This window comes from Roseiarcus fermentans, from assembly GCF_003315135.1.
GTDB classification, from domain to species: domain Bacteria; phylum Pseudomonadota; class Alphaproteobacteria; order Rhizobiales; family Beijerinckiaceae; genus Roseiarcus; species Roseiarcus fermentans.
In genome coordinates this window covers 68,167-88,746 of the sequence record NZ_QNRK01000012.1, presented here as the reverse complement: position 1 = coordinate 88,746, position 20,580 = coordinate 68,167, and the positions used below count along the sequence as shown (strand labels likewise).

Here is a 20,580-nt window from a genome sequence, read left to right as displayed (position 1 = left end):
GGGGCAAGGGAGAGACCCTATGTGGCGTGACACCGGGCGGCCGGTCAAACTCGTTTTTCTCGACGCGCGGGCCTGCCTGCCGCTCCTCGTGTTCATCGTCTACTGGAGCTGGACGACCTTCTATATCGCCGCGACAGGGGTGATTGTCTTCTCGGTGATCAGCTGGGCGGGGCTGACGGTTCCGGCGACCCTGCGGATGATCCGGCGCGGCCTCGTCGGCCCCTATCGGCCCGCCGTCCCGGCCTGGAAGCGACGGAGGTTCGCATGACCGCGACCGGCGTCGAACCCATGAAGACCCTCGATCCGGCCTATGTGTCGAGCGTCGTTCGGGCGCTCCTGATCGAGGCCGACCGCGACATTCTGGTCGAGGACGGCCCGCGACGGGATCTCGTCCGCATTCCCGTCGACGCCGCCGCCGCGGTCGACGGCCTTCTTCCGATCTTCCTCGTCGCCGGGGAGGCGATCTGGCGCGACGTGACCGGACGCGGCTTCGAGCTCACGCTCGAGCGCGATCTCGGCGCGCTGATGTCGTGGCGGGTCGACGCGATCCGGGCGGAGGCCTTCTCCGCCGTGCTGCTGTCGGTCATGGAGGCGATCGCGACGGTCGCAGGGCGCGAGGGCGTGATGGTGCTGGATCTTGCGCGCGTCTTCGACGAGGCGACGGCGCGCATCGAAGCGAGAGCGGCGCTTCGATGACCGCACGGAATGGTCATGGGGCGGACGGGAGAGGAAGGCTCGCAAAGGCGGCGATCACGGCCGCGGTCGCGTTGTTCTCAATCGCGGGCGCTTCCTCCGCGAGCGCCGACGAAGCGATGATCGAGGGCTGCCTGAAAGCAGCGGCCGAGGTTCATCATGTTCCGGCCGGCGTGCTGGCGCTTCTGATCCGGGTCGAGGCCGGGCGGCTGGGCGCGGTCAGCCAGAACGCGAACGGCACGGTCGACATCGGCCCGATGCAGGTCAACGACACCTGGCTCGGAAAGATCGCCGACCATTGGCGGACCTCGCGCGAGGCGGCCTACCGGGCCCTGAGGGACAACTTCTGCGCCAACGTCGAGGGCGGCGCCTGGATCCTGCGTCAGGCGCTCGACGAGGCGCGTGGGCGCCTTTGGGAGGGCGTCGCGCTCTACCATTCTCATACGCCGGCGCGACAGCTCGAATACATGAAGCTCGTCTACGATCAGGCGATGCGGCTGAAGCGCGAGGCGATGCGCGAGCTCGCGAGCGCCGACGCTGCGGGAGGACGATGAGCATGGCCCGGTCTTCCCGATTCGGCGGCGCGATCGGAAGCGACGACTACACGGTCTTCAGCCTCATTCTGATCGTCGTGGGCCTCTGCATCCTCGGCTGGGCGGGCTGGCGGGTCTGGCACGCCGAGATCAGCCGCATCGCGCTCATGGTCGCCCATGTCGAGATGCAGGCGATCGGCCTCGTGACCGACCGCTTGGCCGCGGCCGACGTCGCCGTCGAGCACGCTCATGCCGATCGGGCCCGGTTCGATCAGCTCGTGCGCCTCTACCGCCTCGTCGGCGGCGCGCTCCTCTATCCAGCCATGGCGCTGGTCCTTTCGCTCGCGGCCCTCTGCTTCCTGCGCGGCGGCGCCGCCCGCTTCACCAGGCTCTTCGATCTCGAAAAGCTGATGGCCGAGCAGGCGATCCATTCGCGAAGCACTGCGGCCTTCGTCGGGCGGGGGCTGAAGCTCACGAAGATCCGCGACGGCGAGCCGCGTCCGGCCGACGCCGCGCTGCATGTCGACGAGTGGATCGTGCGCTACGCGACGAACGAAAAGGGCGGGTTCGACGAGGCGGCGGCCCGGCGCGCCTTCATGCGCCAGCTCGGCGATCGGTGGACTGCGCCCGCCGCGGCGTCGCACCCAACGCGGGCGATGCTCGCGGTCTTCGCCCTCCAGGGCGTCCAGCGCCGCGACGAAGCCTCCCTGCTGCTCGGGCTTCTGTCGGAAGGGCTGGCGCGCTCGAAGGCCGACGGCGGGGCCGGACCGGAAGAGCCGCTCGCCTTCGACGCGAAGACGCTCGCAGCTGTCGATCGCGTCCTCGCGACACCCGAAGTCGCGGGCTGGGCCTTCGAGGTCATGGCGAGACATCACTACGCGACGCCGGGACTCATGTCGGTTCTGAACGAAGCGCGCCTCCGGAGCGGCGTTCTGGCGCCGGCGCAGTTCGCGTTCCTGAAGCTCGTCGATCGCCCCCTCTGGTACGCCCTCCATGCGCTCGGCTTCGAATCGGATGCGCTTCATTCCCATCCCCATCCGAGCTTCCGGGTCGAGGCGATCGGCGCGGGCGCTCATTGGGCTGCCGAACGCGCCGCCGGCGTTCCGATTCCGACCGCGGAGTTTGGATCTGCCATCGCCGCGATCCGACCCAAGGAGGCGTGACGCGCCCGCGGTTTCCTGTTCGCGCAGCCCCTCGGCATGGTTGTGATGGGGCAACCCTGCGCCCGGGAGACGAGGAGAAGGCGATGTCGGTCTCGGAATACGCCAGCATGGAAGCCGAGGTCCGCGGGGGCGACCCGCCAAGGCTTCAGATCGATATTCGGCTTCATTCCGCGGGTGGCGGCGCGTTCGGTCCCGGCCCCGGCGAGATCGAGCGGGCGATCCGCGACGGCGTCCGCGAGGCGCTGCGCGACGCGCAGCTCGAGCGTCTGACGCTCGCCGCGAACGCGCGGCCGAAGGCGCGGGGCTGGCTCAGGCGTGCGCTCGGCTTCCTCGTCTGCGTCGGCATTGGCGCGGTCGCGTCGCTCGCCGTCACGTCCTATCGCCCGCGGGCGTCCGCCGTCGCCAGCCTCGAGGATCTCGGACGCCCGGCGGCCACCCCCGGGTCGCAATCGAGCGTGGTCCGCTTGCCGCAAGCGACTCCTGGCCGGCCGGCCAGTCCGCAAAGGTCGGCCGAGAGCCCGCCGGGTCCCTCGACATTCGGGCTGCACGAGCAATGAGAGCCGCCGGGGACGAGGTCGCGCGCCGGCCGCATCCGGAGGGCCCATCATGAGCCAGCGGGAGATCGTCGGGCCGCAGCAACGCTTCGAACGGTCGGGCGCACAGCGGCTGCGGGACATCCGCCCGATCTCGACGCGCCTGTGGTCGGCGATGATGAGCGAGTTCTCGGGCGTGATGCTCGCGAGCGGCGCCATGCTGATGTTCGTCGAGCCCGCGCTCGTGAATATCGTGACCCCCGCCTCTTTTCTCTACGCCGGGCTCGTCCTCACCCGCCGCGTCACCCTGCCGCTTCGCATGCCGCGCACCGCGCGCATGCGCGACTGGAACCATCCCTCGCCGAAGGGCCGAAGGCCGCGCATGGCCGAGGGCTCGATCCATCTCGGCCGGGATGTCGACGGGCGGGAGCTCTGGATCGCCTTCGAGGACGGCCGCCAGCATGCGACCGTGCCCGGCACGACCGGCGCCGGCAAGACGACCGCGCTTCTGTCGTTCCTCGCCAATGCGCTGACCCACGCGTCGGGCTTCGTGATCGTCGACGGCAAGGCCGACAACAAGCTCTACGGCGAGGTCTTGGCGCTCGCCCGCCGGTTCGGGCGCGAGGACGACGTGCTGTGCCTCAATTTCATGGTGGCGTCCGGGGTCAAGGATTCGAACCGCTTCAACCCGTTCGCGGTCGGCAACGCCGACGCGATCGGCGAGATGCTGTCGAGCCTCCTCGGCGAGCCGGCCCCGGGCGACGCCAACGGCGTCTTCCGCGAACGCGCGGTCGCGCTCGTCGGCACCCTGACCCCGGTGCTCGTCTGGATGCGCGACCACAAGAACGTGCCGCTCAACATCGAGACGATCCGTCTCTCCTTCGAGCTCCGCAGCATCTGGAAGGTCGCGACGAAGCGGGTGTTCGAGGTCCGCAACCCGATGACCGGCGAGACGACCGACATCCCCGTCCCCGAAATGCCGGAGGACCTGATCTATCCCCTTCAGGCCTATCTCGGCGAGTTGCCGTCCTACGACATGAGCCTCGACTGGAACCGGCAGAAGACCGAGGAGCCGTCGAAGCAGCACGGCTTCGCCCAGTTCTACTTCACCCACACCTTCCAGCTCCTCGGCGTCTCGCTCGGCCACATCTTCAAGGTGAGGCAGTCGGACGTCGACATGCGCGACGTGGTTCTCAACCGCCGCATCCTGGTCGTGAATCTCCCCGCCCTCGAGAGCTCGGACGAACGCCTTGCGGCGCTCGGCAAGATCGTGGTCGCGTCGCTCAGGGGCATGATGGCGCAGATGCTCGGCGCCCGCCTCGAGGGCGATTCCGACGTCATCGTCGCGAACAAGCCCGGCATGGGCGTCGCCCCCTTCCATGTCGTCCTCGACGAGGTCGGCTACTACGCGACGAGCGGCATGGACCGCATGCTCGCGCAAGGGCGCGGTCTCAATCTGATGTTCTGGCTCGGGTTCCAGGAGGTCTCGGGCATCTGGGCGCGGCTCGGCGAAAAGACCCAGTCGCTGCTCGGCAACGGCAACCTCACGGTCGCGATGCGCCAGCAGGATGCGAACCGGACCCGCGAGTGGATCGAAAGTACGGCCGGCAAGGCCTATGTCACCCAAGCCACGAGCTACGAGGGCGGCGGGACGGGCGAATACGCCGAAAGCCGCTCGGCCGAAGTCCGCGAAGTCGCCGGCGTCGAATGGCGCGATCTGCAGAGCCTGATCGAGGGCGAGGCGATCATCCTCTTCGGCGGCCGCCGCATCCACGCCAAGCTTTTTCACGCCGACATCGACCCGAGAGGACCGATGCGGCTGAACCGCCCCGTGGTGCTGGCGCCGCCCGACGCCGAAGCGCTCAAGGCCTCGACCGGACCCGTGACCGCCGCGCTCGAGCGACTCGAGCGCGGTCTCGGCGCGGCGAGGGGAGAGAAGTCGGCGACCCTCGCCGCCATGCTTCAGGCGTTTGCCGAGGCCGCAGCCGCCGGGCGGCCGGGGAGCGAATGCGTCGAGGCGGCGATCGAGGCCGCTGGCAGAGCGCCGCTGGCTGCCGAGGAGATCGCCGCCCTCGCGCCCCGCGCGCCGCTCCAGGCGATGCTGCGCGCCGCGGCAAGCCGCCCCCCGAAAGCCCCGTCGACGCCGGCGCCGCGTTACTCGGGAGAGGGCGGGCCGGCGGAGGAGACACGAGCATTGCTCGAGAGCGTCGAGATCGCGGCGGGAGGATCGCCGGCGGAGGCGCGTCACGCGGCTGCGGCCGTGCTGGGCGGGGGCCACGCGATCGAGGCTGGCGCGGACCTGCGGGGCGCAGCGGAAGAGGAAGTGGCCCGCTCGATCCGGACGTTGATCGGCGAGATGGCGAGCGCGGCGCGCGAGGCCGTTGCCGAAGCGTCGGCGAAGGAGGCGGCGTCGCCGCGCCTCTCCGGCGCGATTCGGTGACGGCGGCTTGTCCATGAACGTCTTCTTCGACGCACTCTCCGACGCCTCGGCGCAGATGACCGGGACGCTGGCCGCGGTGGTCCATGCGTTCGGCGCCGGCTGGGGGAAGGGGCTGGAGGCTCTTCTCGATCGGCCGGCGGCGCTCTTCTATCTCGCGGCCTTCATCGCGATCGCCGTGTTCCTCTCAGGCAACCTGCCGTCCGCCTCCCGTGCCGGCTACCAGCGCGGCCGGTTCATGACCGCCAACGAGAAGTCGTTTCTGATGACGCTCGACGCGGCGCTGGGCCTCAACTACCGCGCCTTCGCCCAGGTGCGCCTCGCCAGCTCGCGACCCCCACGCTCGGCGCTCGGCCCACCGCGCGCCGGCTCGCGTTGAACGGGGTGATGGCGAAGAGCGTCGACTTCGTGATCTGCGACGTCCTGAGCCTCGAGCCGGTCGCGGCGATCGAGGTCGACGACAGGAGCCACGGCCTGCCCGAGCGCCGGCAGCGCGACGCTTTCGTGAACGCGGTCTTCCTCGAGATCGGAGTGCCGCTCCTGCGAGTGCCAGCAAAGCGCGCCTATTCGGTCCATGAACTCCGGACCTTGTGCGCGCGCGCCGGGCTCTACACCCTCCCTCCACCGCAAGGAGCGTCGCTGTGAGACTCGTCCTTCTCGCCGGCCTCGCCGTGGTGGCGATCGCGGTCTTCGCGCCGAATGACGGCGCGGGCCTCATGCGCTCGGTCCTACACGGATTCGGGTGGGGGATCGGGCGCGAGGTCGCCCATAATATGGTCGGTCATCATCGCTGGTGACCAACGTCCGTCAGCAGCTCGCGAACGCCTGCTCGACCTCGCGCTCACAGCCGCTCGGAGAGGAGATCCTGGCGGCGACCACCCCAAGGGGAAGCGAAACGAACGTAACCGAAGCGGCAGTTTCCCGCCGGTCGCGCGACGTGACAAGCGCGCCATTCTTGCGCCTTCGCCCGGCGGGTCGGGACGGAGGCAGTGCGCACGAAGCGGTCGGTCGCGGGCGGCTGTACGAACGGAACAAGTCCGACCGATATTGTTGAAAAACCCCGTCTGGGGCCGACGGCGATACGCTTGAGCGGGCGGCTGTCAGCGAGGCAAAGGCGGGGCTCCCCGCTTCATGTGGCGAAGACCGGTGCCGGGAAGTGCGCCAGCTTCGCCAGTTTCCGCAGATTCTGGGCTGTGGCGGCCAATAGGAACTCGTCTTTTGCTCCGCTTGGGCCGCGGAGACGCAATCGGTCGAGCCTGAGGATGCGCTTCAGGTGAGCGAAGAGCATCTCGACCTTCTTTCGTTCGCGACATGAGACGGCGTAGGCCTCGGTCTCTGCGATCGCGCGGGCCTTGTCGCGAGCGGCTTCATGAATGGAGCGGCCGATTGTGCGTACGGGACCGTTCGGGCAGCACTTGGGCTTGAGCGCGCAGGCTTCGCAGTCCTGCTTGCGCGCAAAGTAAATCATGGTGCCGGCTTTCGTGACCCCGTCGCGGGGCTTGGCGAAAGCGCGGTGGTACTTCCTGAGCTCTTGGCCGCCAGGGCAGACATAAACGTTGCGCTCTGGATCGAAGGCGAAGTCGCTGCGGGAGAAGGTTCCGTCCGTGCGCTCGGCCTTGTCGATCAGTTTCACATGCGGCTCGATTCCGCGCTCGTCCACCAGCCACGCAACCATCTCGGCCGAGCCGTATCCCCCATCCGCGACCAGGCGCGACGGGGTGACGTCGAACTGCTCGGCCGTGCGGTCGAGCATTGTTTTCGCCGCGCCGACTTCCGCCTGGCGAATGGTCGTCGTCGCCTCGACATCCATGATCACCGCATGCTTCAGATCGATGAGGTAGTTGTCGGAGTAGGCATAACCGGCGACGGAGTTGGCCGAGGCGGTGTAGCGGGCCGCCGGATCGGTTGGCGAGATCACCTTGGGCTCGACCGGCGTCGACCCGCCGAAGGCCGCATCGTCCAGGACCGACAGATATTCAGCGATTGCGCGACTGGAAGTCGGGTCGAGATCTTCGCCCTTGGCGACGCTTCGCCGTCGATGAGCGTCCGCCACGATGATGCTGGCGTCGACCGCGAAAGCTTCGCCTCCCACGATCCGTTCCTTGATGCAGCGCGCGACCACGGTCTCAAACAGCTTGCGCAGGAGATTGCTGTCGCGAAAACGGCCGTGGCGGTTCTTGGAAAAGGTCGAATGATCCGGGACGTCGCCGTCGAGCCCCAAGCGGCAGAACCAGCGATAGGCCAAATTGAGGTGGACCTCGTCGCACAGCCGCCGTTCGGAGCGAATACCGAAGCAGTAGCCGACGATCAGCATCCGGATCATCAGCTCGGGGTCGATCGAAGGGCGACCCGTCTCGCTGTAATAGGGCTCCAGATGCGCGCGAACCTCCGAAAGGTCGACGAACCGATCGATCTTGCGAAGCAGGTGATTGTCCGGGACATGCCGCTCGAGGCTGAAGCCGTAGAACAGCGCCTCCTGCATCACTTTCCGCTCGCCGATCATCGCGAAAGCCCCAGATTCATTGAGAAAACTGAATCAGAGCCGAGTCGGCGAAGCAAGCGTGTTTTTCAACAATATCCGACCTTTTGCGGCCGTTCCGCGGTTGCCCCGGTGCGGGCGCTCGAAGAAGGCTTTAGCTTGAGGCGCGCACCAGTGGAGCCCGCATGGGTGCCCGCGACGCCTCCCGGAAGCGGCCCGGCGTCATGCCCGTCTGTGAGCGGAACGCGCGGGCGAAGCTCGACGGCTCGGAATAGCCCGCGCGCAGTGCCACTTCGGCGACCGGCTTTCGGGTGGTAGCCAGCAACTGGAGCGCCCGCCGCAGACGGAACGCCCCGACGAGTTCGCGGTAGCTCACGCCCTCCTTGTGAAGCGCATGTTGCAGCGTCCGGCTCGGCAGGCCGATGTCGGCGGCGATCGCGCCGATGCCCGGGAGCTTGTCGCGAAGGTCGAGCGCGGCGAGCGCCGCCTCGGCTGTCGTGCGCGGCAATGCCCGGTCGGGATACGTCGCCCATTCGACGGCCAGGTCGGGCGGCAGACCGATGGCCAGCGGCAGTACGCCCAGCCATCGCGCCGGGAAGGCCAGCTCATAGTCGTTCGCGCGGGGCCGAACCCTGACGCCGGTGCGATCCTCGAGGATGCGCGCTTCGGCCGCGTAAGGCTCCGCGACATGGATCTCTATTGCGGCGTCTTGCACGCCTGGCGCGCGGCGGACCCCGGCCAGCATTTGCATCAGCGTCCGTTGCGCATGGTGTTCGACGGTCGGCTCGGCGGTGGTCTGGTAGCGAATCCGCCAGCGCGCCTCACCGCCAAGGAGGCGCAGATCCTGGATCAGTTCACTGCTGTGGGCGGGCTGCGCGACGATGGAGCGGGCGATGACGTCTCCGAGAGTCTCGCCGTGAAGCGCATATTCGACGAACGGCCCGAAGTCCTCAAGGCGAATGGTCTGCCCGACGCGAGCGCCGAATTGGGGGTCGCCGCAGAGCTTCGCCGCGCTATTGTAGACCCGGTTCATCAGGGCGAACGGCACCAGCGCGGAGGGCGCATGCGCGGCGGCGGCAAAGCCCGACTCGCGTCGCAGACATCGTAACGCCTCAGCGCCGTGTTCGGCCTCGATGATAGCAAACAGGGGGCCGAAACCCGAAGCGCGACTGAACAGCGCCGTCGCCATCGACTATGCCCAATACCCAAGAATTCTCATGGCCGTTCCCCACCAGATGCGGCCAACGGGCGGTTATCCACGCAGCATCTTAGCACATTGCGCAAAATGCTAATAAGTCGCGACATTTTGTACAAGTGACTGCGACAGGGCCTCCAATCAAATTTGTGATCTTGCGCCGACACTGCGGTACGGCGTTGCGACGCCGTGTCCGAGGAACGACGCGCCTGAAGGCAATGGCGCCACGTCGCGTGGACGGTTGAAAGCGCAGTCAAGGTTGGAGGACCTAGAATGAGTCGAAAACGAAGTCTCGTCTCGCTCGGCGGCGCGCTCACCCTCGGAACGGCCTTGGCCGGGATCCCGCTGGCCGCGGCCGACGCGCAGCCTCAGAAGCGGCCGAACATCGTTATGCTGATGACGGACGACACCGGCTGGAACGACTTCGGCCCCTATTCCAACGGCGGCAAAGCGCTCGGCCATCCGACGCCGAACGTCGACCGGATCGCCGAGGAAGGCGCGACCTTCACCAACTGGTACGGGCAGGCGAGCTGCACCGCGGGGCGCGCCTCGTTCATGACTGGGCGCATTCCGATCCGCTCGGCGCTGTCAATCGTCGTGGCGCCGGCCGACCCGAACTTCCTGCGCAAGGAGACGCCGACCATCGCCGAGTTCTTCAAGAAGAACGGCTATTCGACCTATTTCTCCGGCAAGTGGCACCTCGGAGACGTTCCGGAGTCCTATCCGATCGAGCACGGCTTCGACGAGATGAAGAACTTCGCCGCCTATTACGCCGGCGTCTACACCTATGACTACACCAACAAATGGTTCCATCCTTGGTTCCCGTCGTACAACCCGCAATTCAAGAAGTACTTCAGCGAGAACGTGAACCTCAACGAGTGGGAAGGCGTTGCGGGCCAGCCCGCCAAGAGCGTCGGGCGGATCGACTTCGAGCGCTTCCAGACCTTCGACGAGGATCAGGCCGCCAACGCCGTCGCCTACATCAAGAAACACGCCAATGACGACAAGCCCTTCTTCATGGACGTGAACTACCTCAAGATGCACAACCCGACCAACGCTTCGCCGCGCTTCGCCGGCAAGTCGAAGCTCGGGGACTATTCGGACTCGCTCATGGAGCTTGACGCCGATATCGGCGTCGTCATGGACGAGATCCGCAAGGACGCGCCCAACACCATTGTCATCGTCACCGCGGACAACGGCGCCTGGCTCGACGCCTTCCCCGACGCCGGCACGACGCCGTTCCGCGGCGAGAAGGGCTCGCCCTTCGAGGGCGGCTGGCGGGTGCCCGGCATCATGTGGTGGCCAGGACACATCCCGGCGCGCGCCAAGTACGACGAGATGATGTCGCATATCGACGCTTGGGCGACGCTCTCCACCATGGTCGGCGTCACGCCTCCGCCCCATGAATGGGTCGGCAACGACGGCAAGCCGATCTATTTCGACTCGATCGACAACAGCGACTACATCCTCGGCAAGTCGCCCCATTCGGCGCGCCGGTCGTGGATCTATATCGACGGCGAGACCTTCTGGGGCGCGCGCGCGGATATCGGCGGCGATCCCGACGAGCCCTGGGTCAACATCGCGTGGAAATATCTCTACACCGCCCGCGACTCGTGGCTCGGCGTGAACTCCGACCTCGGCGCGATCGGGGCGACCTACAACCTCACGATGGACCCGTATGAGAAATACGACATGACCTTCAATGGAGCTGCTCCGGTGTCGGTCCAGCAGGCTTCACCCGGCAAGTACGCTGGACAAGACAACGGGTGGGTTCTTGCGCTGATCTCGCCGGTGATGATCGAGTTCGACAAGTCGGTCATGAAATTTCCGAACATCCGCCGTTATGTCGGCGGCGCTTCGACCGACCTGCGGCCGAACCTTCAGGACCCCAGCGATCCGGTTCCGCTGCTGAGAAAGCAGATCGAGGACGGGAAACTCGCTCCCGTCCAGGGCGGCGGCGGCTGACCGGATCGAAAGAACGGAGGGCGGCTTCGGCCGCCCTCACTTTGGTTCGTCTAGACTCGAACATGCCGACCCGATCCACGAGCCGAGTCCGAGGCGCCGCCTTGACGCCGCGCTGCATCGCCGTTTTCGCGGCGCTTGGGCTGATTGCGGCCGGTCCCGTCGCGTTGGTCCAGGCCGATGAGGCGCCGCCGGCGGCGGCCCCTTCCGGCGCGGTGCGGGCGGGCTCGGCGTTGACGACCTGGGCGATGCGCTGGTTCACCGAGATGATGGCGGGCCGGACCGACCGCTCGCAATATTCGGCAGCCTTTGCGCCCCAGGTGACCGATGATGCGGTCGCACGCATATCGCACGACCTCAACCGCTACGGCGCGGCGCCGCTGCGGGCCGAAATCGTCCAGACCAAGACGGACGGCGAGCAGACCTTCGCCGTGCTGAAATTCGTCTTTCCGCGCGGCGACGCGACGAGCCTCCTGTTCGGCTTCGACGCCGCCGGGAAGATCACCGGCGTCGCCCCCGGCGGGATAGCCGGTGATTGATTGGAGCCCGGAGGCGAGGCGAGCGTGATCGCAAATTCGAGGACGCATAGCCTCGCCGCGTTGGCTGCGGCTTGTCTCCTCGCCTGCGCGCCGGCGCAGGCTCAACAGGGCCCGGTCGCGTCGAGCGCCGCCGCGAAGCCCGCGGACGACACGGCCGGCGAAAGCGACACAGATCTCGCCAAGAAGCTGCAGAACCCGATCGGAGATCTCTACAGCTTCCCGTTCCAGAGCAACACCAACTTCGGCGTCGGACCTCATCCGGGGACGCAGGAAATCCTGAATATCCAGCCGGTCATCCCGATCCACGTCAACGACGACTGGAACGTCATCACCCGCACCATTCTGCCGGTCGTCTGGAACCCGGACCTGTCGCCGCTGCCAAGCGTGCCGGTCGGCACGGGTCCGACCGACTTTTCCGCGTTCCTGTCGCCGAAGAACCCGACGAACGGGTGGCTATGGGGCGCGGGCCCAATCATCCAGATCCCGACCGTCAGCGGACCCGGCATCGGCTCCAACGTCTGGGGCGCCGGGCCGACCGCCGCGATCGTCTACACGAACGGGCCTTGGGTCGTCGGCTGCCTCGTCAACAACATCTGGTCGTTCGGCGGAACGCACGGGCCGTTGGGCAACGCTTACAACAATTTCCTGACCCAGCCCTTCGTCAACTACAACTTCGGCGGCGGCTGGTACGTGACCAGCGCCCCGATCGTCACGGCGAACTGGGAGACGCCGGGGACAAAGTGGACGGTTCCGATCGGCGGCGGCGCGGGCCGCGTGTTCCGGCTCGGAAAGCTGCCGATCAATCTCAGCCTCGCCGCGTACTACAACCTCGTTAGGCCGGAATACGGCGCAAACTGGCAGTGGCGCACGCAACTGACATTCATCTTTTGAGGGCGGCCGACAGGCCCGCGCCAACGACCAAGGAGACCCATCCCGTGTCGACATCCGGTTCCAAGGACATGAGCCGCCGCCATGTGCTCGGTGCGCTCGCAGCGCTGCCGACGCTGCCCATTCTGCCTGTGCTCTTCGGCGCGTCCGTCGCGCGGGCCGACGACGCGCCGCCGCCGCTTCCGTCATGGAACGACGGGCCGACGAAGCAGGCGATCCTCGATTTCATCCACGCGACAACCGACCCATCGAGCAAGGACTTCGTCCCGGCGGAGGAGCGCATCGCGACCTTCGATCAGGACGGCACGCTGTGGGTCGAGCAGCCGATCTACACGCAGATCATCTACTGCCTCGCCCGCGTGCCGGTGCTGGCCAAAGCGAACCCGCATCTGGCGAAGGTCGAGCCGTTCAGGACGGTGCTCACAGGAGACTTCGAGAAGATCGCCAAGCTTTCTTTGCGCGACTTCGAGACGATTGCAGTCGCGACCCTCACCGGTATGGACGTGGAGGCGTTTGCGGCTGAAGTGAAGGCGTGGATCGCCGAAGCCAGGGATCACCGCTGGAAGAAGCTTTACACGGAGCTCACCTACCAGCCAATGCAGGAGGTACTCGCCTTCTTCCGCGCCAACGGCTTCAAGACCTTCATCGTCACCGGCGGCGGGCAGGACTTCGTGCGCGTCTACTCGCAGCGAGTCTACGGCATCCCGCCCGAGCAGGTGGTCGGATCGGCGCTGGGGACCAAGTTCGGCTACGACAAGGCCGGCCGGCCGTTCCTCACCAAGGAGCCGAAGCTCCTGCTCAACGACGACAACGCCGGCAAGCCCGAAGGCATCCATCTCGAGATCGGGCGGCGCCCGCACGCCGCCTTCGGCAACTCGACCGGCGACCGGCAGATGCTCGAATACGCCAAGGCCGGCGACGGCGCGCGCCTCTCGATGATCGTGCTGCACGACGACGCGAGCCGGGAATACGCCTACGGGCCGGCGCGCGGCCTTCCCGACACACGGGTCGGCAGGTTCCCCCAAGAGCTCGATGATGAGGCGAAAAAGGGCGGCTGGTTCATCATCAGCATGAAGGACGACTGGAAGCGCATCTTCGCGTTCGAGTAATCGGCCAGAGCTCGGCCCCAGACCCAAACCGTGGTGGGAATACGTGAAAGGCAAGGGCCGCTTACCCACCCACTTGCGACGTCCACGGCCGCGGCCCCTTAGGTCCGCAAAACGTCGACTCCGGCCGTTCGATTGCCGGGGGCGAACACGAACTCCGGGCGGACCTTCCCCGTTCCCGATCGAATTTGGAGGGCGGGTATCCGGCCGTCTCCGGTTGTTCTTGGCCCATCGCCCAGGTTCGCCGGATCTCGCCCGAATGCGCTCCGGGCGGACAGCAACCGGAGGCGGAACGCGACTGGGCCGCCAAAGTCGCTAAGAACCAGGACCGCGGGCCAAGGGCGTCGGCGATTCGGGCGGGCGGGGAGTCGTGGGCGCTTCGTCAGGCTCGCCCGCAATCGCCGCGGCGATCGCCCTGGCGCGGTCGGCGACGACGCCGGCCGCGCGTTTCAATTGCTCGTCGATCGCCTGGACGAGCGCCAAGAGCGCGTCGCGCTGCTGGTCGAAGGCTTGGCGCAGAAGCCCCGCCTGCCACGCCGCCTTCATCTCGTCCCCCAGTTGGGGTCGCGCCTCGGCGGCTGTCTCGATCCGTTCGTGGTTTGCGAGCCCCGTCTCGACGGCGCGGACGTGCTGACGGCGCGCGTTGCCGGCGACGTCGAGCGCGAGCGCCTTGTAAGGCTTTGCAGAGGCGTCTTTGGCCACCTTCTTCCAGAGATCGTCCTCGGTCATGGGGGTGACGTCGCCGAGCGCCCGGGAGCGCTGAACCGCGCCATGGACGGCCGCTTTCGAGATCATGGTCCAGGTCCGGCCCGTGGCGCGGCTCTCGGCCGTGTAGGTCTTGAAGGCCGTGGTCGCCCCGGTTCCGTGCGGCAGGGCGTTGATATGCTCGCCCTTGGTGCTCATCCCCTGGGCGGCGTCGATCGTGAAGGCGTGGCCGAACCCGAGAAGGAGCCTGCCGGTCTTCGGGTCGGAGAGCCGCTTCCAGTCGATCTCGGCCGTCTGGCCGCGCGCGTTCCTGAGGACGAGGCCGGCGCCCGTCTTGCGGATCACCTCGACGATGTCGCCGTTATTGCCGATCGTGGCGCGCTTTCCGTCGATCTCGGCGACCGTCTTGCGGTACATGCGCAGCCGGTCGCCGGTCGCGATCGGGAGATCGAACAGCTCCCGCTTGTCGGCGCGATATGTGATCGCCTTGTAGGTCGCCTCGTCGGTTCCGATCTCGCCACGGGCTCTGAGGCGCTCGCGGATCGCCCTGCTGATGTCGGCGGCCTCCGCGTTGGTGAGCGTCGTGATCGTCACGCCATAGCTCGTGTCCTGGGCTTTCAGGGCGTCGTTGCGCTCGATGTAGAGATCGGCGATCTGGCGGACGACCTGGTCCGTGTCGCCCTCGAGGAGTCTGGCCGTGCCGTCCTCCCGCTTCATCGCGAACGCGGCTTCAGCCTTCGCGTCGCGGATGAGGGCGGCGATCCGGCGGTCGCGATCGTGCTTCTGCCGGACGGCGGTCAGAACCTCTGGCATCGCGGATTTCGGCAGGACGCGTTTCAGGAGCGCGATCGTATCGCCGGCCTCGATCGACTGCACCTGCTCGCGATCACCGAGCATCCTGATGGTCATGCCGGTCCGGGCTTGGAGCTCGAGGAGCGTCAGCATCGGGCGCGGACCGATCTGGCTGATCTCGTCGACGATGAGCACGGTCGTCTCGTCCGCCTGGAATTCTCCCGAGTCGATAGCATTGAGGAGGGGCTGGAGCGCCCAGGTCTCGTCGACGCCGGCCTCCTTGAGGGCGTCCGCCTGCCGCCAGGCGGTCGACATGCCGATCACGGTGCGGCCGTCCTCATGCCAGGCCTCGACAAGGGGCCTGAGGAGCGTGGTCTTGCCGGATCCGGCGACCCCGGTGAGTAGGGACAGATTTCCGCCGCCGCCGAGCGCATGGATGGCGGCGAGCTGCTCTTTCGAGAAGCGGACGCCGGCATCGTCGGCTTCGACCCGCCCGATCGCCGCGCGGATCGCCGAGTCGGCGAGGTTCCCCGAGCGGTCGCAGGCGGCCTTGCCGGCCATGGCAGCGACGCTCTGTTCGATACGGAGCTGCTCGGTGTGGCTGATCCGCTCCCTGCCTTCATGCAGGCCGAAGATCAACGTGACGGTCTGGCCGTCATGGACGAAGCCGCGCCTCTCGATGAGAGCCACGACCGCGTCGACGTCGTCCCGTCCGCCCGCGGCCCCTGCTTCGATGAGGCCGCGCGCCGCATGGACGCGCAGGCGCTCCGCGTCGAGGACGGCGTTCAACTGGAATTCCGCCGAGAGGGAGACGGCGGCTCGCGCGTAAGCAGCCTCGAGCCGCTCCGCTTCCGTCCGCTCCGTCAGCGCGGCGGCGCCGAGCACGGAGGCCGGCGTCCAGCCGATCGCGGCCGCCTGGTCCCGCCAGACCGAGCGGGCATCCTCCTTTGTCTTGCCGAGTCGCCCGGCGGCGCTCGCTTCGTGCAGGATCTGCTTCTTGCGCTCGAGCGAAAGCTCGTCCCAGTCCATCGCGTGTTCACGGGCGTAGCGTTGCGCGTCGCCGACCACCTGTCGGTCGCGTTTCGAGAAAGTGGCGACGGCGCGCTCGGGGATGTCGACGGCGACGGCCGCTTCGCCGCCGGCGTCGAGGCCGATCCTTAAGCCCAGCGCGCGCAGACGGTCGGCGAGGCGGGCCTGAAAGAACGCTCCGTATTCGGGCACCTTGTGCGTGGTCAGGGCCTTCGAGTCGATCGAGCCGACCCGGCCATCGTCGGTGACGACGAGGTTCGGTATGAAATTGTGCAGATGGTAGTGGGGGTCGCCGGCGATTGGCGCGTCGAGGAGATAGGTCGCCCCGTCAGGCCCATTCTGGACCGCGACCGTGGGTCGGGCCGCGTCATGGGCGAAGGTGACCCAGCCGATCTCGCCCGCCTCCGCCCCCTTCTCCCCCGCGTGCCCCTTGCGGGCGAAGCCCAGGTCGTGAGCGGCGTAGCGAAGCGCATCGTCGCTTGCGGCATGGATCGCGTTGCGGATCATCTGCCGCTCGGCTTCGGTCGGGGCGAACTCGGCGGCGAGCGACACGGACTTGTGCGGGGCGAACACGAAGTCGAAGCCGGAGTTCTTGCGGACGTGCTCGCTCCAGTCCGCGCCGGTGTCGGCGCGTCGGGCCTCGAAGAGGGCGTCGAGATCGCCGTTGCGGGGGTTCGTGCGGGGGCTTCCGATCCCGAGCGCCGCCGCGACGCGCGGGTCCATGTCGGGCCGCCAGTTCGCCCGCTCGCCCCGGCCAGTGTAGTAGGCCGTGAGCCGTTCTCCGGTTTCGAGGTCGCGGCCATCGAGAGCGACGCCATGGATCTTGAGGGCTTCGGGCTCCGGCTCGTCCTGGGTCATGTAGGCGCGGATCGCGGCGCCGTCGCTTGCGGCGGAGATTTTGCGGAAGTTGAGCATCGGCAGCGTCAGGCGTGACGGGCACCGTTGGCAGGCGCGTGCGCCTCAGAGGCGCCGCCGTCCGGCGCCGCGAGGCGCTTCATGGTTTCGCTGATTTCGCGCAGGAGGGCGATCATTCCCGACTGCTGGGTCAGGATGCGGGCGAGGAGGTCGGCGAGCGACGGTCCTTCTTGCTCGGGGCGCTCGGGCGTCAGGACCTCGATCATGTGGGTGATCTGGCCGGTGAGGGCTTCGAGCTGTCCCTGGAGGGATTCGCCGTTCTGAAGCAGGGCGTCCTGGGCGTGATCCATCTTGTCGAGAAGCGCGCGGAGCCCAATGAGATCGTCGGCGATGCGCTCGAGCGCGGCGTCGTTCGTGTCGTGGCGCGGAGCCATCAGATCGTCCTTGATTTTGGGTCAGGAGGGAAGCGCAGTCGCGCGCGGAAGCGCCGATCAGTGGAGCTGCCGGCGCGCTTCGTGCTCGGCGGCTTCCGGCCTCATCGCCTCGAGCATGCGTCGCACCTCGCCCGACAGAGTCTCGAGATCGTCGCCGAGTTTCGCGACGTAGGCGTGCAGGGTGGTCTGGCTCTCCAAGAGCTTGGCGAAGGAACTCCGCAGGCGCGCGACCTCTCGGACCAGGGACGGTTCCGACGGCTTGTTGCTCATGGGTGATGCACCTTTGTCTCGATGGACCCCAACTCTCTCGGCGAGCCGCGCGAACAGGAAACCGCGAGCGTCACCGATCGTCGCCGAGGGTGGGCTCGGCGACGGCTGCGAAAAGGTGGGGGCGTTAGCCGACGAAGGTCGGCTGTGCTCTTTCGGTGTCGAGGAATCGGTTGGCGAGCCAGTCGGCGTTCTGGAGCTGTCTGGTGAACTGTTGCGCCGACCATTCGCGTCTGGACCAGCGCGGGTCGAAGTCGTCGGCGTGCAGGCCCTGCCAGCAAGACGCGAGGCTCGTGACCAGGTGGCACAGCACGCGGTGGTTGTGGACGAGGTAGTCGGACGGATTGATCGGCCCGCCGGTCAGATAGGCGGCGCCGAACCCCTTGGCGATCACGTCTGAGGGTCGAACGCCGAGGAGCTTCGCCCAGACGGTGATCGGATCGGGGTCTTTCTCCGAGTAGCCGACATAGCGTCCGGTCTGGCGGATGGCGGGCAGGACCTCGCTCGTCACCCATTTGCGGAAGCGCTTGGCTGCGGGCTTTCGGCTGGTGAAGATCAGAGAGTACATACCCGACTCGCTCACGATAAGCATTTCACGGGGACCGACTGTTGTACCAATACTAGCTTTCCTCGTCTCGTCGTCTTCGAGCCGATCGACCGCCATGCTTGGGTCGTCGATTCCAAGGATGTCGCACACGTCCTTGGCGACGAACCACGCCTGCCCTTCCCGCGCGATCGTGCGCACGAGGGTCGCGTCGAACTCGAATTCGACCGGGAGGTTCTTGGGGTCCTGGGCCGATTCGGCCATATCTTCGAATGACATTGCCTGTTCCTTGTGAAGGCGTTGACGGTACGGTTTGAGAGCGGACGGGAAGAGCCGGGCCCGGCTGTTCCCGCCGCACGGGCCGCAGCGCGGGCGCCGCGGCCGTGATCCGAACGTCAGCGCCAGTTGCGCGAACAGGAACGGAAACTGAGAGATTTTTCGCGCGGCGGCGCGGGCGGAACCCGGCAGGAGAGCGGGCCGGACGATCCCGCGCAGAAAGGGCTGAGGACGGGCGGGTAGCGGCCATGCCGGGAAAAGCGGTCCTTAGCCTCCCTGAAGGCCGCAGAGGCCCGTTTTGCCGGACGAGAAGCTTCCGGTCTTGCCGCGCGCGGCGCAATTTGCGGCTCTTTGTCGCCGGAGCGCGCCCGCCCGCGCCAGCGGGCGGACCGCACCAAAGGTGCATTGGTCCATGTAGGCTGTTTTTCGTGCCGCGTGCCGTAGCGGATGTGTCACGCAGCCGTGGCGAAGCGGCAGTCGGTGTGGCGGAGCCGTAACGCTGATGTAGCGCTCAGACGCGCCGCGAGGCCCGCAAATTTTCTCGAAGCTGTTCGCGCAGGCCGCTCCTACGCTCTCAATCGCCGAGGCGCTGGGGGTGCTCCAGTCGCCGGCATCGGAGCGCAGGCGTGAACGGATGGATCGGTTCGCGCGGTGTTGGAGAAGGAGCGGCGGATGAAAAATCCGACGGCGACGACCAAAGCGGTGCTGGACGAGATCGCGCGGCCGAAGACCCGGTCGTCGCTCTTCTGGTGGTTGCTCGATCATTACGACGCCGTGGTGCACAGCGCGGAAGGGCGTCGACACGACTGGAAGGGGTTGTGTGCAACCTTCGCGGATCAAGGGCTCACCGATCGGGACGGTGAGCCCGCAACAATGCACACCGCACGCATGACGTGGTGGCGCGTTCGAAAGGAGAAGGTCCGCCTCGACGCGCTGCGCGCCGCCGAGCGCGCGGAGCGCGAGAGCCGCGCGGCGGCGAATGGGAGCCGGCCGTCGCGCTTTCCGAAGGGCGAGTACGGGCCGCCGCTGGCGACCACCCCAAAGACCGCGAAGCCGAAGCTGCCGATGACCCTCGAGCGGCAGGCGGAGCTTGGATTGCAGCTCTCGACTGCCGAGGGCGTCGTGATCACCAAGGTCACGCGCGTCTTCAAACTCCGTCCGGACGGTCCGGATTACGTCTTCAAGGAGGACGGGACGATCGTGCCGTCGACCAACCTGGCGTCGCAGCTGGCGATTCGACAGGAGATGAACATCGATAGCGGTCGCCCGGTCAATCTGAAGACGGAGCATGTGTACGCGAAACTCGAACTAAGGAGCGAATATCGATGAACATTCATGCGATTGAAGAGGTCAAGGACACGGTGGCGGATAGCCGACCTGTATTGGCGGTTCGTCTCGGGCGAGGCCGGACTGGAGGCACCACGGTTCTGGACTTTCTTGTTCAGAGGGCGAGACGCCGTGGAACGATGATCAAGGTCGCTGACGGCGATCGTCGCAACGCGACGTTGTCGGACCTGTATCCCGTCGGAAAGGCGGGGGGAGCGCTGCGTCCCGAAGGGACGGAGATCGGCGACGTCGCCGAATGGGTGACGGAGGTCGTCAGTCAGATGGCGGATGAGCAAGTGTCGATGGTGCTCGACATGGGCGCCGGCGACGAGGTGCTCGAAGCGCACGCAAAGCAGATGAATCTCGCCGAGTTCTGCGAGGCGTCGGGGATCGCCCTGTTGGCGATCTATACGCTGGGTCCAAGGCCGGCGGATTTGCATCACGCCCTGGGCATCTATGAGAAGGGGTACGTCCGGTCTGAGCGGACATTGTTTGTGGCGAATGAAAGCCTCGTGGAGAACGGCAAGGGCGCCGGCGGCGCGTTCGACTTCATCATGGAGGATCCGCGCTATCGAGCGATAGAGGACGACATTCGATCGATCAGAATGCCGAAGCTCGCCTGCATGGAGGCGATGCGCGATGAAAAGCTGAGCCTCTATGAGGCTGTCGAGGGCGAGCGGGGCGCAAGCGGCCGGCCGATGTCGCTTGGGCATCAATTCATCATCAAGACGTGGATCAACCGGATGGAGCAACGCCTCGCACCGGTCGAGGGCTGGTTGCCGTGACGGCGGCGGACGTTGGCCCGGATCGCCTCGCGAGACTTC

21 protein-coding genes are annotated in these 20,580 nt (G+C 67.0%); 15 read left to right on the top strand and 6 right to left on the bottom strand.

Annotated elements, in window-relative coordinates:
- The first annotated feature begins 19 nt into the window (after nt 1-19).
- The 9 genes from icmT to DFR50_RS32065 all read left to right on the top strand — a co-directional run bounded on the left by icmT (nt 20) and on the right by DFR50_RS32065 (nt 6,156).
- Complete coding sequence (gene icmT, locus DFR50_RS12410) at nt 20-268, top strand: IcmT/TraK family protein (RefSeq protein ID WP_113889531.1); 249 nt, start codon at nt 20-22, stop codon at nt 266-268.
- Entirely contained in the window at nt 265-696 is a 432-nt protein-coding gene (locus tag DFR50_RS12405) for a hypothetical protein (protein WP_113889530.1), read from the top strand. Before icmT ends, DFR50_RS12405 begins: the two co-directional genes overlap by 4 nt.
- Complete coding sequence (locus DFR50_RS12400) at nt 693-1,247, top strand: lytic transglycosylase domain-containing protein (protein WP_113889529.1); 555 nt, start codon at nt 693-695, stop codon at nt 1,245-1,247. The genes DFR50_RS12405 and DFR50_RS12400 overlap by 4 nt, the downstream gene beginning before the upstream one ends.
- A 2-nt stretch (nt 1,248-1,249) precedes the next feature.
- Nucleotides 1,250-2,389: a secretion/conjugation apparatus DotM-related subunit gene (locus DFR50_RS12395; RefSeq protein WP_113889528.1), complete on the top strand. Its 1,140-nt coding sequence runs from the start codon at nt 1,250-1,252 to the stop codon at nt 2,387-2,389.
- 83 nt (nt 2,390-2,472) lie between these two features.
- Nucleotides 2,473-2,946 carry a hypothetical protein gene (locus DFR50_RS12390; RefSeq protein ID WP_113889527.1) on the top strand — a complete coding sequence of 158 codons (474 nt, stop codon included), beginning with the start codon at nt 2,473-2,475 and terminating at the stop codon, nt 2,944-2,946.
- Between the two features lie 49 nt (nt 2,947-2,995).
- Nucleotides 2,996-5,362, top strand: coding sequence for a type IV secretory system conjugative DNA transfer family protein (locus tag DFR50_RS12385; RefSeq protein ID WP_113889526.1), 2,367 nt, complete (start codon nt 2,996-2,998; stop codon nt 5,360-5,362).
- A gap of 13 nt (nt 5,363-5,375) precedes the next feature.
- Complete coding sequence (locus DFR50_RS12380; RefSeq protein ID WP_113889525.1) at nt 5,376-5,738, top strand: hypothetical protein; 363 nt, start codon at nt 5,376-5,378, stop codon at nt 5,736-5,738.
- Nucleotides 5,739-5,746: 8 nt separating this feature from the next.
- Nucleotides 5,747-6,004, top strand: a complete 258-nt coding sequence (locus DFR50_RS12375) for a DUF2726 domain-containing protein (protein ID WP_113889524.1) — start codon at nt 5,747-5,749, stop codon at nt 6,002-6,004.
- Nucleotides 6,001-6,156, top strand: a complete 156-nt coding sequence (locus DFR50_RS32065) for a hypothetical protein (RefSeq protein ID WP_170153186.1) — start codon at nt 6,001-6,003, stop codon at nt 6,154-6,156. The genes DFR50_RS12375 and DFR50_RS32065 overlap by 4 nt, the downstream gene beginning before the upstream one ends.
- 332 nt (nt 6,157-6,488) lie before the next feature.
- Here the strand turns inward: DFR50_RS32065 and DFR50_RS12370 are convergent, their stop codons facing one another.
- A complete protein-coding gene (locus tag DFR50_RS12370) occupies nt 6,489-7,862 on the bottom strand; it encodes a transposase (RefSeq protein ID WP_113889523.1) in 1,374 nt (457 codons plus the stop codon).
- A gap of 130 nt (nt 7,863-7,992) precedes the next feature.
- The gene (locus DFR50_RS12365) at nt 7,993-9,027 is read right to left on the bottom strand and encodes an AraC family transcriptional regulator (RefSeq protein ID WP_113889522.1); all 1,035 of its coding nucleotides are present in this window, start codon (nt 9,025-9,027) and stop codon (nt 7,993-7,995) included.
- A gap of 279 nt (nt 9,028-9,306) precedes the next feature.
- On the opposite strand from DFR50_RS12365, the gene DFR50_RS12360 reads away from it, so the two are divergent.
- The 4 genes from DFR50_RS12360 (at nt 9,307) to DFR50_RS12345 (ending at nt 13,531) form a co-directional block, all read left to right on the top strand.
- Nucleotides 9,307-10,998: an arylsulfatase gene (locus DFR50_RS12360; RefSeq protein ID WP_113889521.1), complete on the top strand. Its 1,692-nt coding sequence runs from the start codon at nt 9,307-9,309 to the stop codon at nt 10,996-10,998.
- Nucleotides 10,999-11,099: 101 nt separating this feature from the next.
- The gene (locus DFR50_RS12355) at nt 11,100-11,534 is read left to right on the top strand and encodes a hypothetical protein (RefSeq protein WP_113889520.1); all 435 of its coding nucleotides are present in this window, start codon (nt 11,100-11,102) and stop codon (nt 11,532-11,534) included.
- Between the two features lie 24 nt (nt 11,535-11,558).
- Complete coding sequence (locus tag DFR50_RS12350; protein ID WP_147262748.1) at nt 11,559-12,425, top strand: transporter; 867 nt, start codon at nt 11,559-11,561, stop codon at nt 12,423-12,425.
- A 44-nt stretch (nt 12,426-12,469) separates the two neighbouring features.
- Nucleotides 12,470-13,531 carry an HAD family hydrolase gene (locus tag DFR50_RS12345; protein ID WP_245427684.1) on the top strand — a complete coding sequence of 354 codons (1,062 nt, stop codon included), beginning with the start codon at nt 12,470-12,472 and terminating at the stop codon, nt 13,529-13,531.
- Between the two features lie 312 nt (nt 13,532-13,843).
- On the opposite strand, the gene mobF is transcribed toward DFR50_RS12345, so the two are convergent.
- From mobF to DFR50_RS12325, 4 genes are all read right to left on the bottom strand, one after another.
- Entirely contained in the window at nt 13,844-16,969 is a 3,126-nt protein-coding gene (gene mobF, locus DFR50_RS12340) for a MobF family relaxase (protein ID WP_210208873.1), read from the bottom strand.
- A gap of 8 nt (nt 16,970-16,977) precedes the next feature.
- Complete coding sequence (locus DFR50_RS12335; RefSeq protein WP_113889517.1) at nt 16,978-17,343, bottom strand: hypothetical protein; 366 nt, start codon at nt 17,341-17,343, stop codon at nt 16,978-16,980.
- A 57-nt stretch (nt 17,344-17,400) separates the two neighbouring features.
- Nucleotides 17,401-17,613, bottom strand: a complete 213-nt coding sequence (locus DFR50_RS12330; protein WP_113889516.1) for a hypothetical protein — start codon at nt 17,611-17,613, stop codon at nt 17,401-17,403.
- A gap of 124 nt (nt 17,614-17,737) precedes the next feature.
- Nucleotides 17,738-18,433, bottom strand: coding sequence for a BRO-N domain-containing protein (locus tag DFR50_RS12325; protein WP_113889515.1), 696 nt, complete (start codon nt 18,431-18,433; stop codon nt 17,738-17,740).
- A 651-nt stretch (nt 18,434-19,084) separates the two neighbouring features.
- Between DFR50_RS12325 and DFR50_RS12320 the strand changes: the two genes are divergently transcribed.
- A complete protein-coding gene (locus tag DFR50_RS12320) occupies nt 19,085-19,759 on the top strand; it encodes a hypothetical protein (RefSeq protein WP_170153185.1) in 675 nt (224 codons plus the stop codon).
- Nucleotides 19,756-20,541 (top strand): hypothetical protein, encoded by a 786-nt coding sequence (locus DFR50_RS12315; protein ID WP_147262746.1) that lies wholly within the window; start codon nt 19,756-19,758, stop codon nt 20,539-20,541. The genes DFR50_RS12320 and DFR50_RS12315 overlap by 4 nt, the downstream gene beginning before the upstream one ends.
- Nucleotides 20,542-20,580: the final 39 nt, after the last annotated feature.

Coding starts and splice junctions, on each gene's coding strand:
- DFR50_RS12360 (WP_113889521.1), top strand. CDS start 9,307: ATGAGTCGAAAACGAAGTCTCGTCTCGCTCGGCGGCGCGCTCACCCTC.
- DFR50_RS12405 (WP_113889530.1), top strand. CDS start 265: ATGACCGCGACCGGCGTCGAACCCATGAAGACCCTCGATCCGGCCTAT.
- mobF (WP_210208873.1), bottom strand. CDS start 16,969: ATGCTCAACTTCCGCAAAATCTCCGCCGCAAGCGACGGCGCCGCGATC.
- DFR50_RS12330 (WP_113889516.1), bottom strand. CDS start 17,613: ATGAGCAACAAGCCGTCGGAACCGTCCCTGGTCCGAGAGGTCGCGCGC.
- DFR50_RS12325 (WP_113889515.1), bottom strand. CDS start 18,433: ATGTCATTCGAAGATATGGCCGAATCGGCCCAGGACCCCAAGAACCTC.
- DFR50_RS12390 (WP_113889527.1), top strand. CDS start 2,473: ATGTCGGTCTCGGAATACGCCAGCATGGAAGCCGAGGTCCGCGGGGGC.
- DFR50_RS12365 (WP_113889522.1), bottom strand. CDS start 9,027: ATGGCGACGGCGCTGTTCAGTCGCGCTTCGGGTTTCGGCCCCCTGTTT.
- DFR50_RS12335 (WP_113889517.1), bottom strand. CDS start 17,343: ATGGCTCCGCGCCACGACACGAACGACGCCGCGCTCGAGCGCATCGCC.
- DFR50_RS12385 (WP_113889526.1), top strand. CDS start 2,996: ATGAGCCAGCGGGAGATCGTCGGGCCGCAGCAACGCTTCGAACGGTCG.
- DFR50_RS12400 (WP_113889529.1), top strand. CDS start 693: ATGACCGCACGGAATGGTCATGGGGCGGACGGGAGAGGAAGGCTCGCA.
- DFR50_RS12375 (WP_113889524.1), top strand. CDS start 5,747: ATGGCGAAGAGCGTCGACTTCGTGATCTGCGACGTCCTGAGCCTCGAG.
- DFR50_RS12380 (WP_113889525.1), top strand. CDS start 5,376: ATGAACGTCTTCTTCGACGCACTCTCCGACGCCTCGGCGCAGATGACC.
- DFR50_RS12315 (WP_147262746.1), top strand. CDS start 19,756: ATGAACATTCATGCGATTGAAGAGGTCAAGGACACGGTGGCGGATAGC.
- DFR50_RS12370 (WP_113889523.1), bottom strand. CDS start 7,862: ATGATCGGCGAGCGGAAAGTGATGCAGGAGGCGCTGTTCTACGGCTTC.
- DFR50_RS12395 (WP_113889528.1), top strand. CDS start 1,250: ATGGCCCGGTCTTCCCGATTCGGCGGCGCGATCGGAAGCGACGACTAC.
- icmT (WP_113889531.1), top strand. CDS start 20: ATGTGGCGTGACACCGGGCGGCCGGTCAAACTCGTTTTTCTCGACGCG.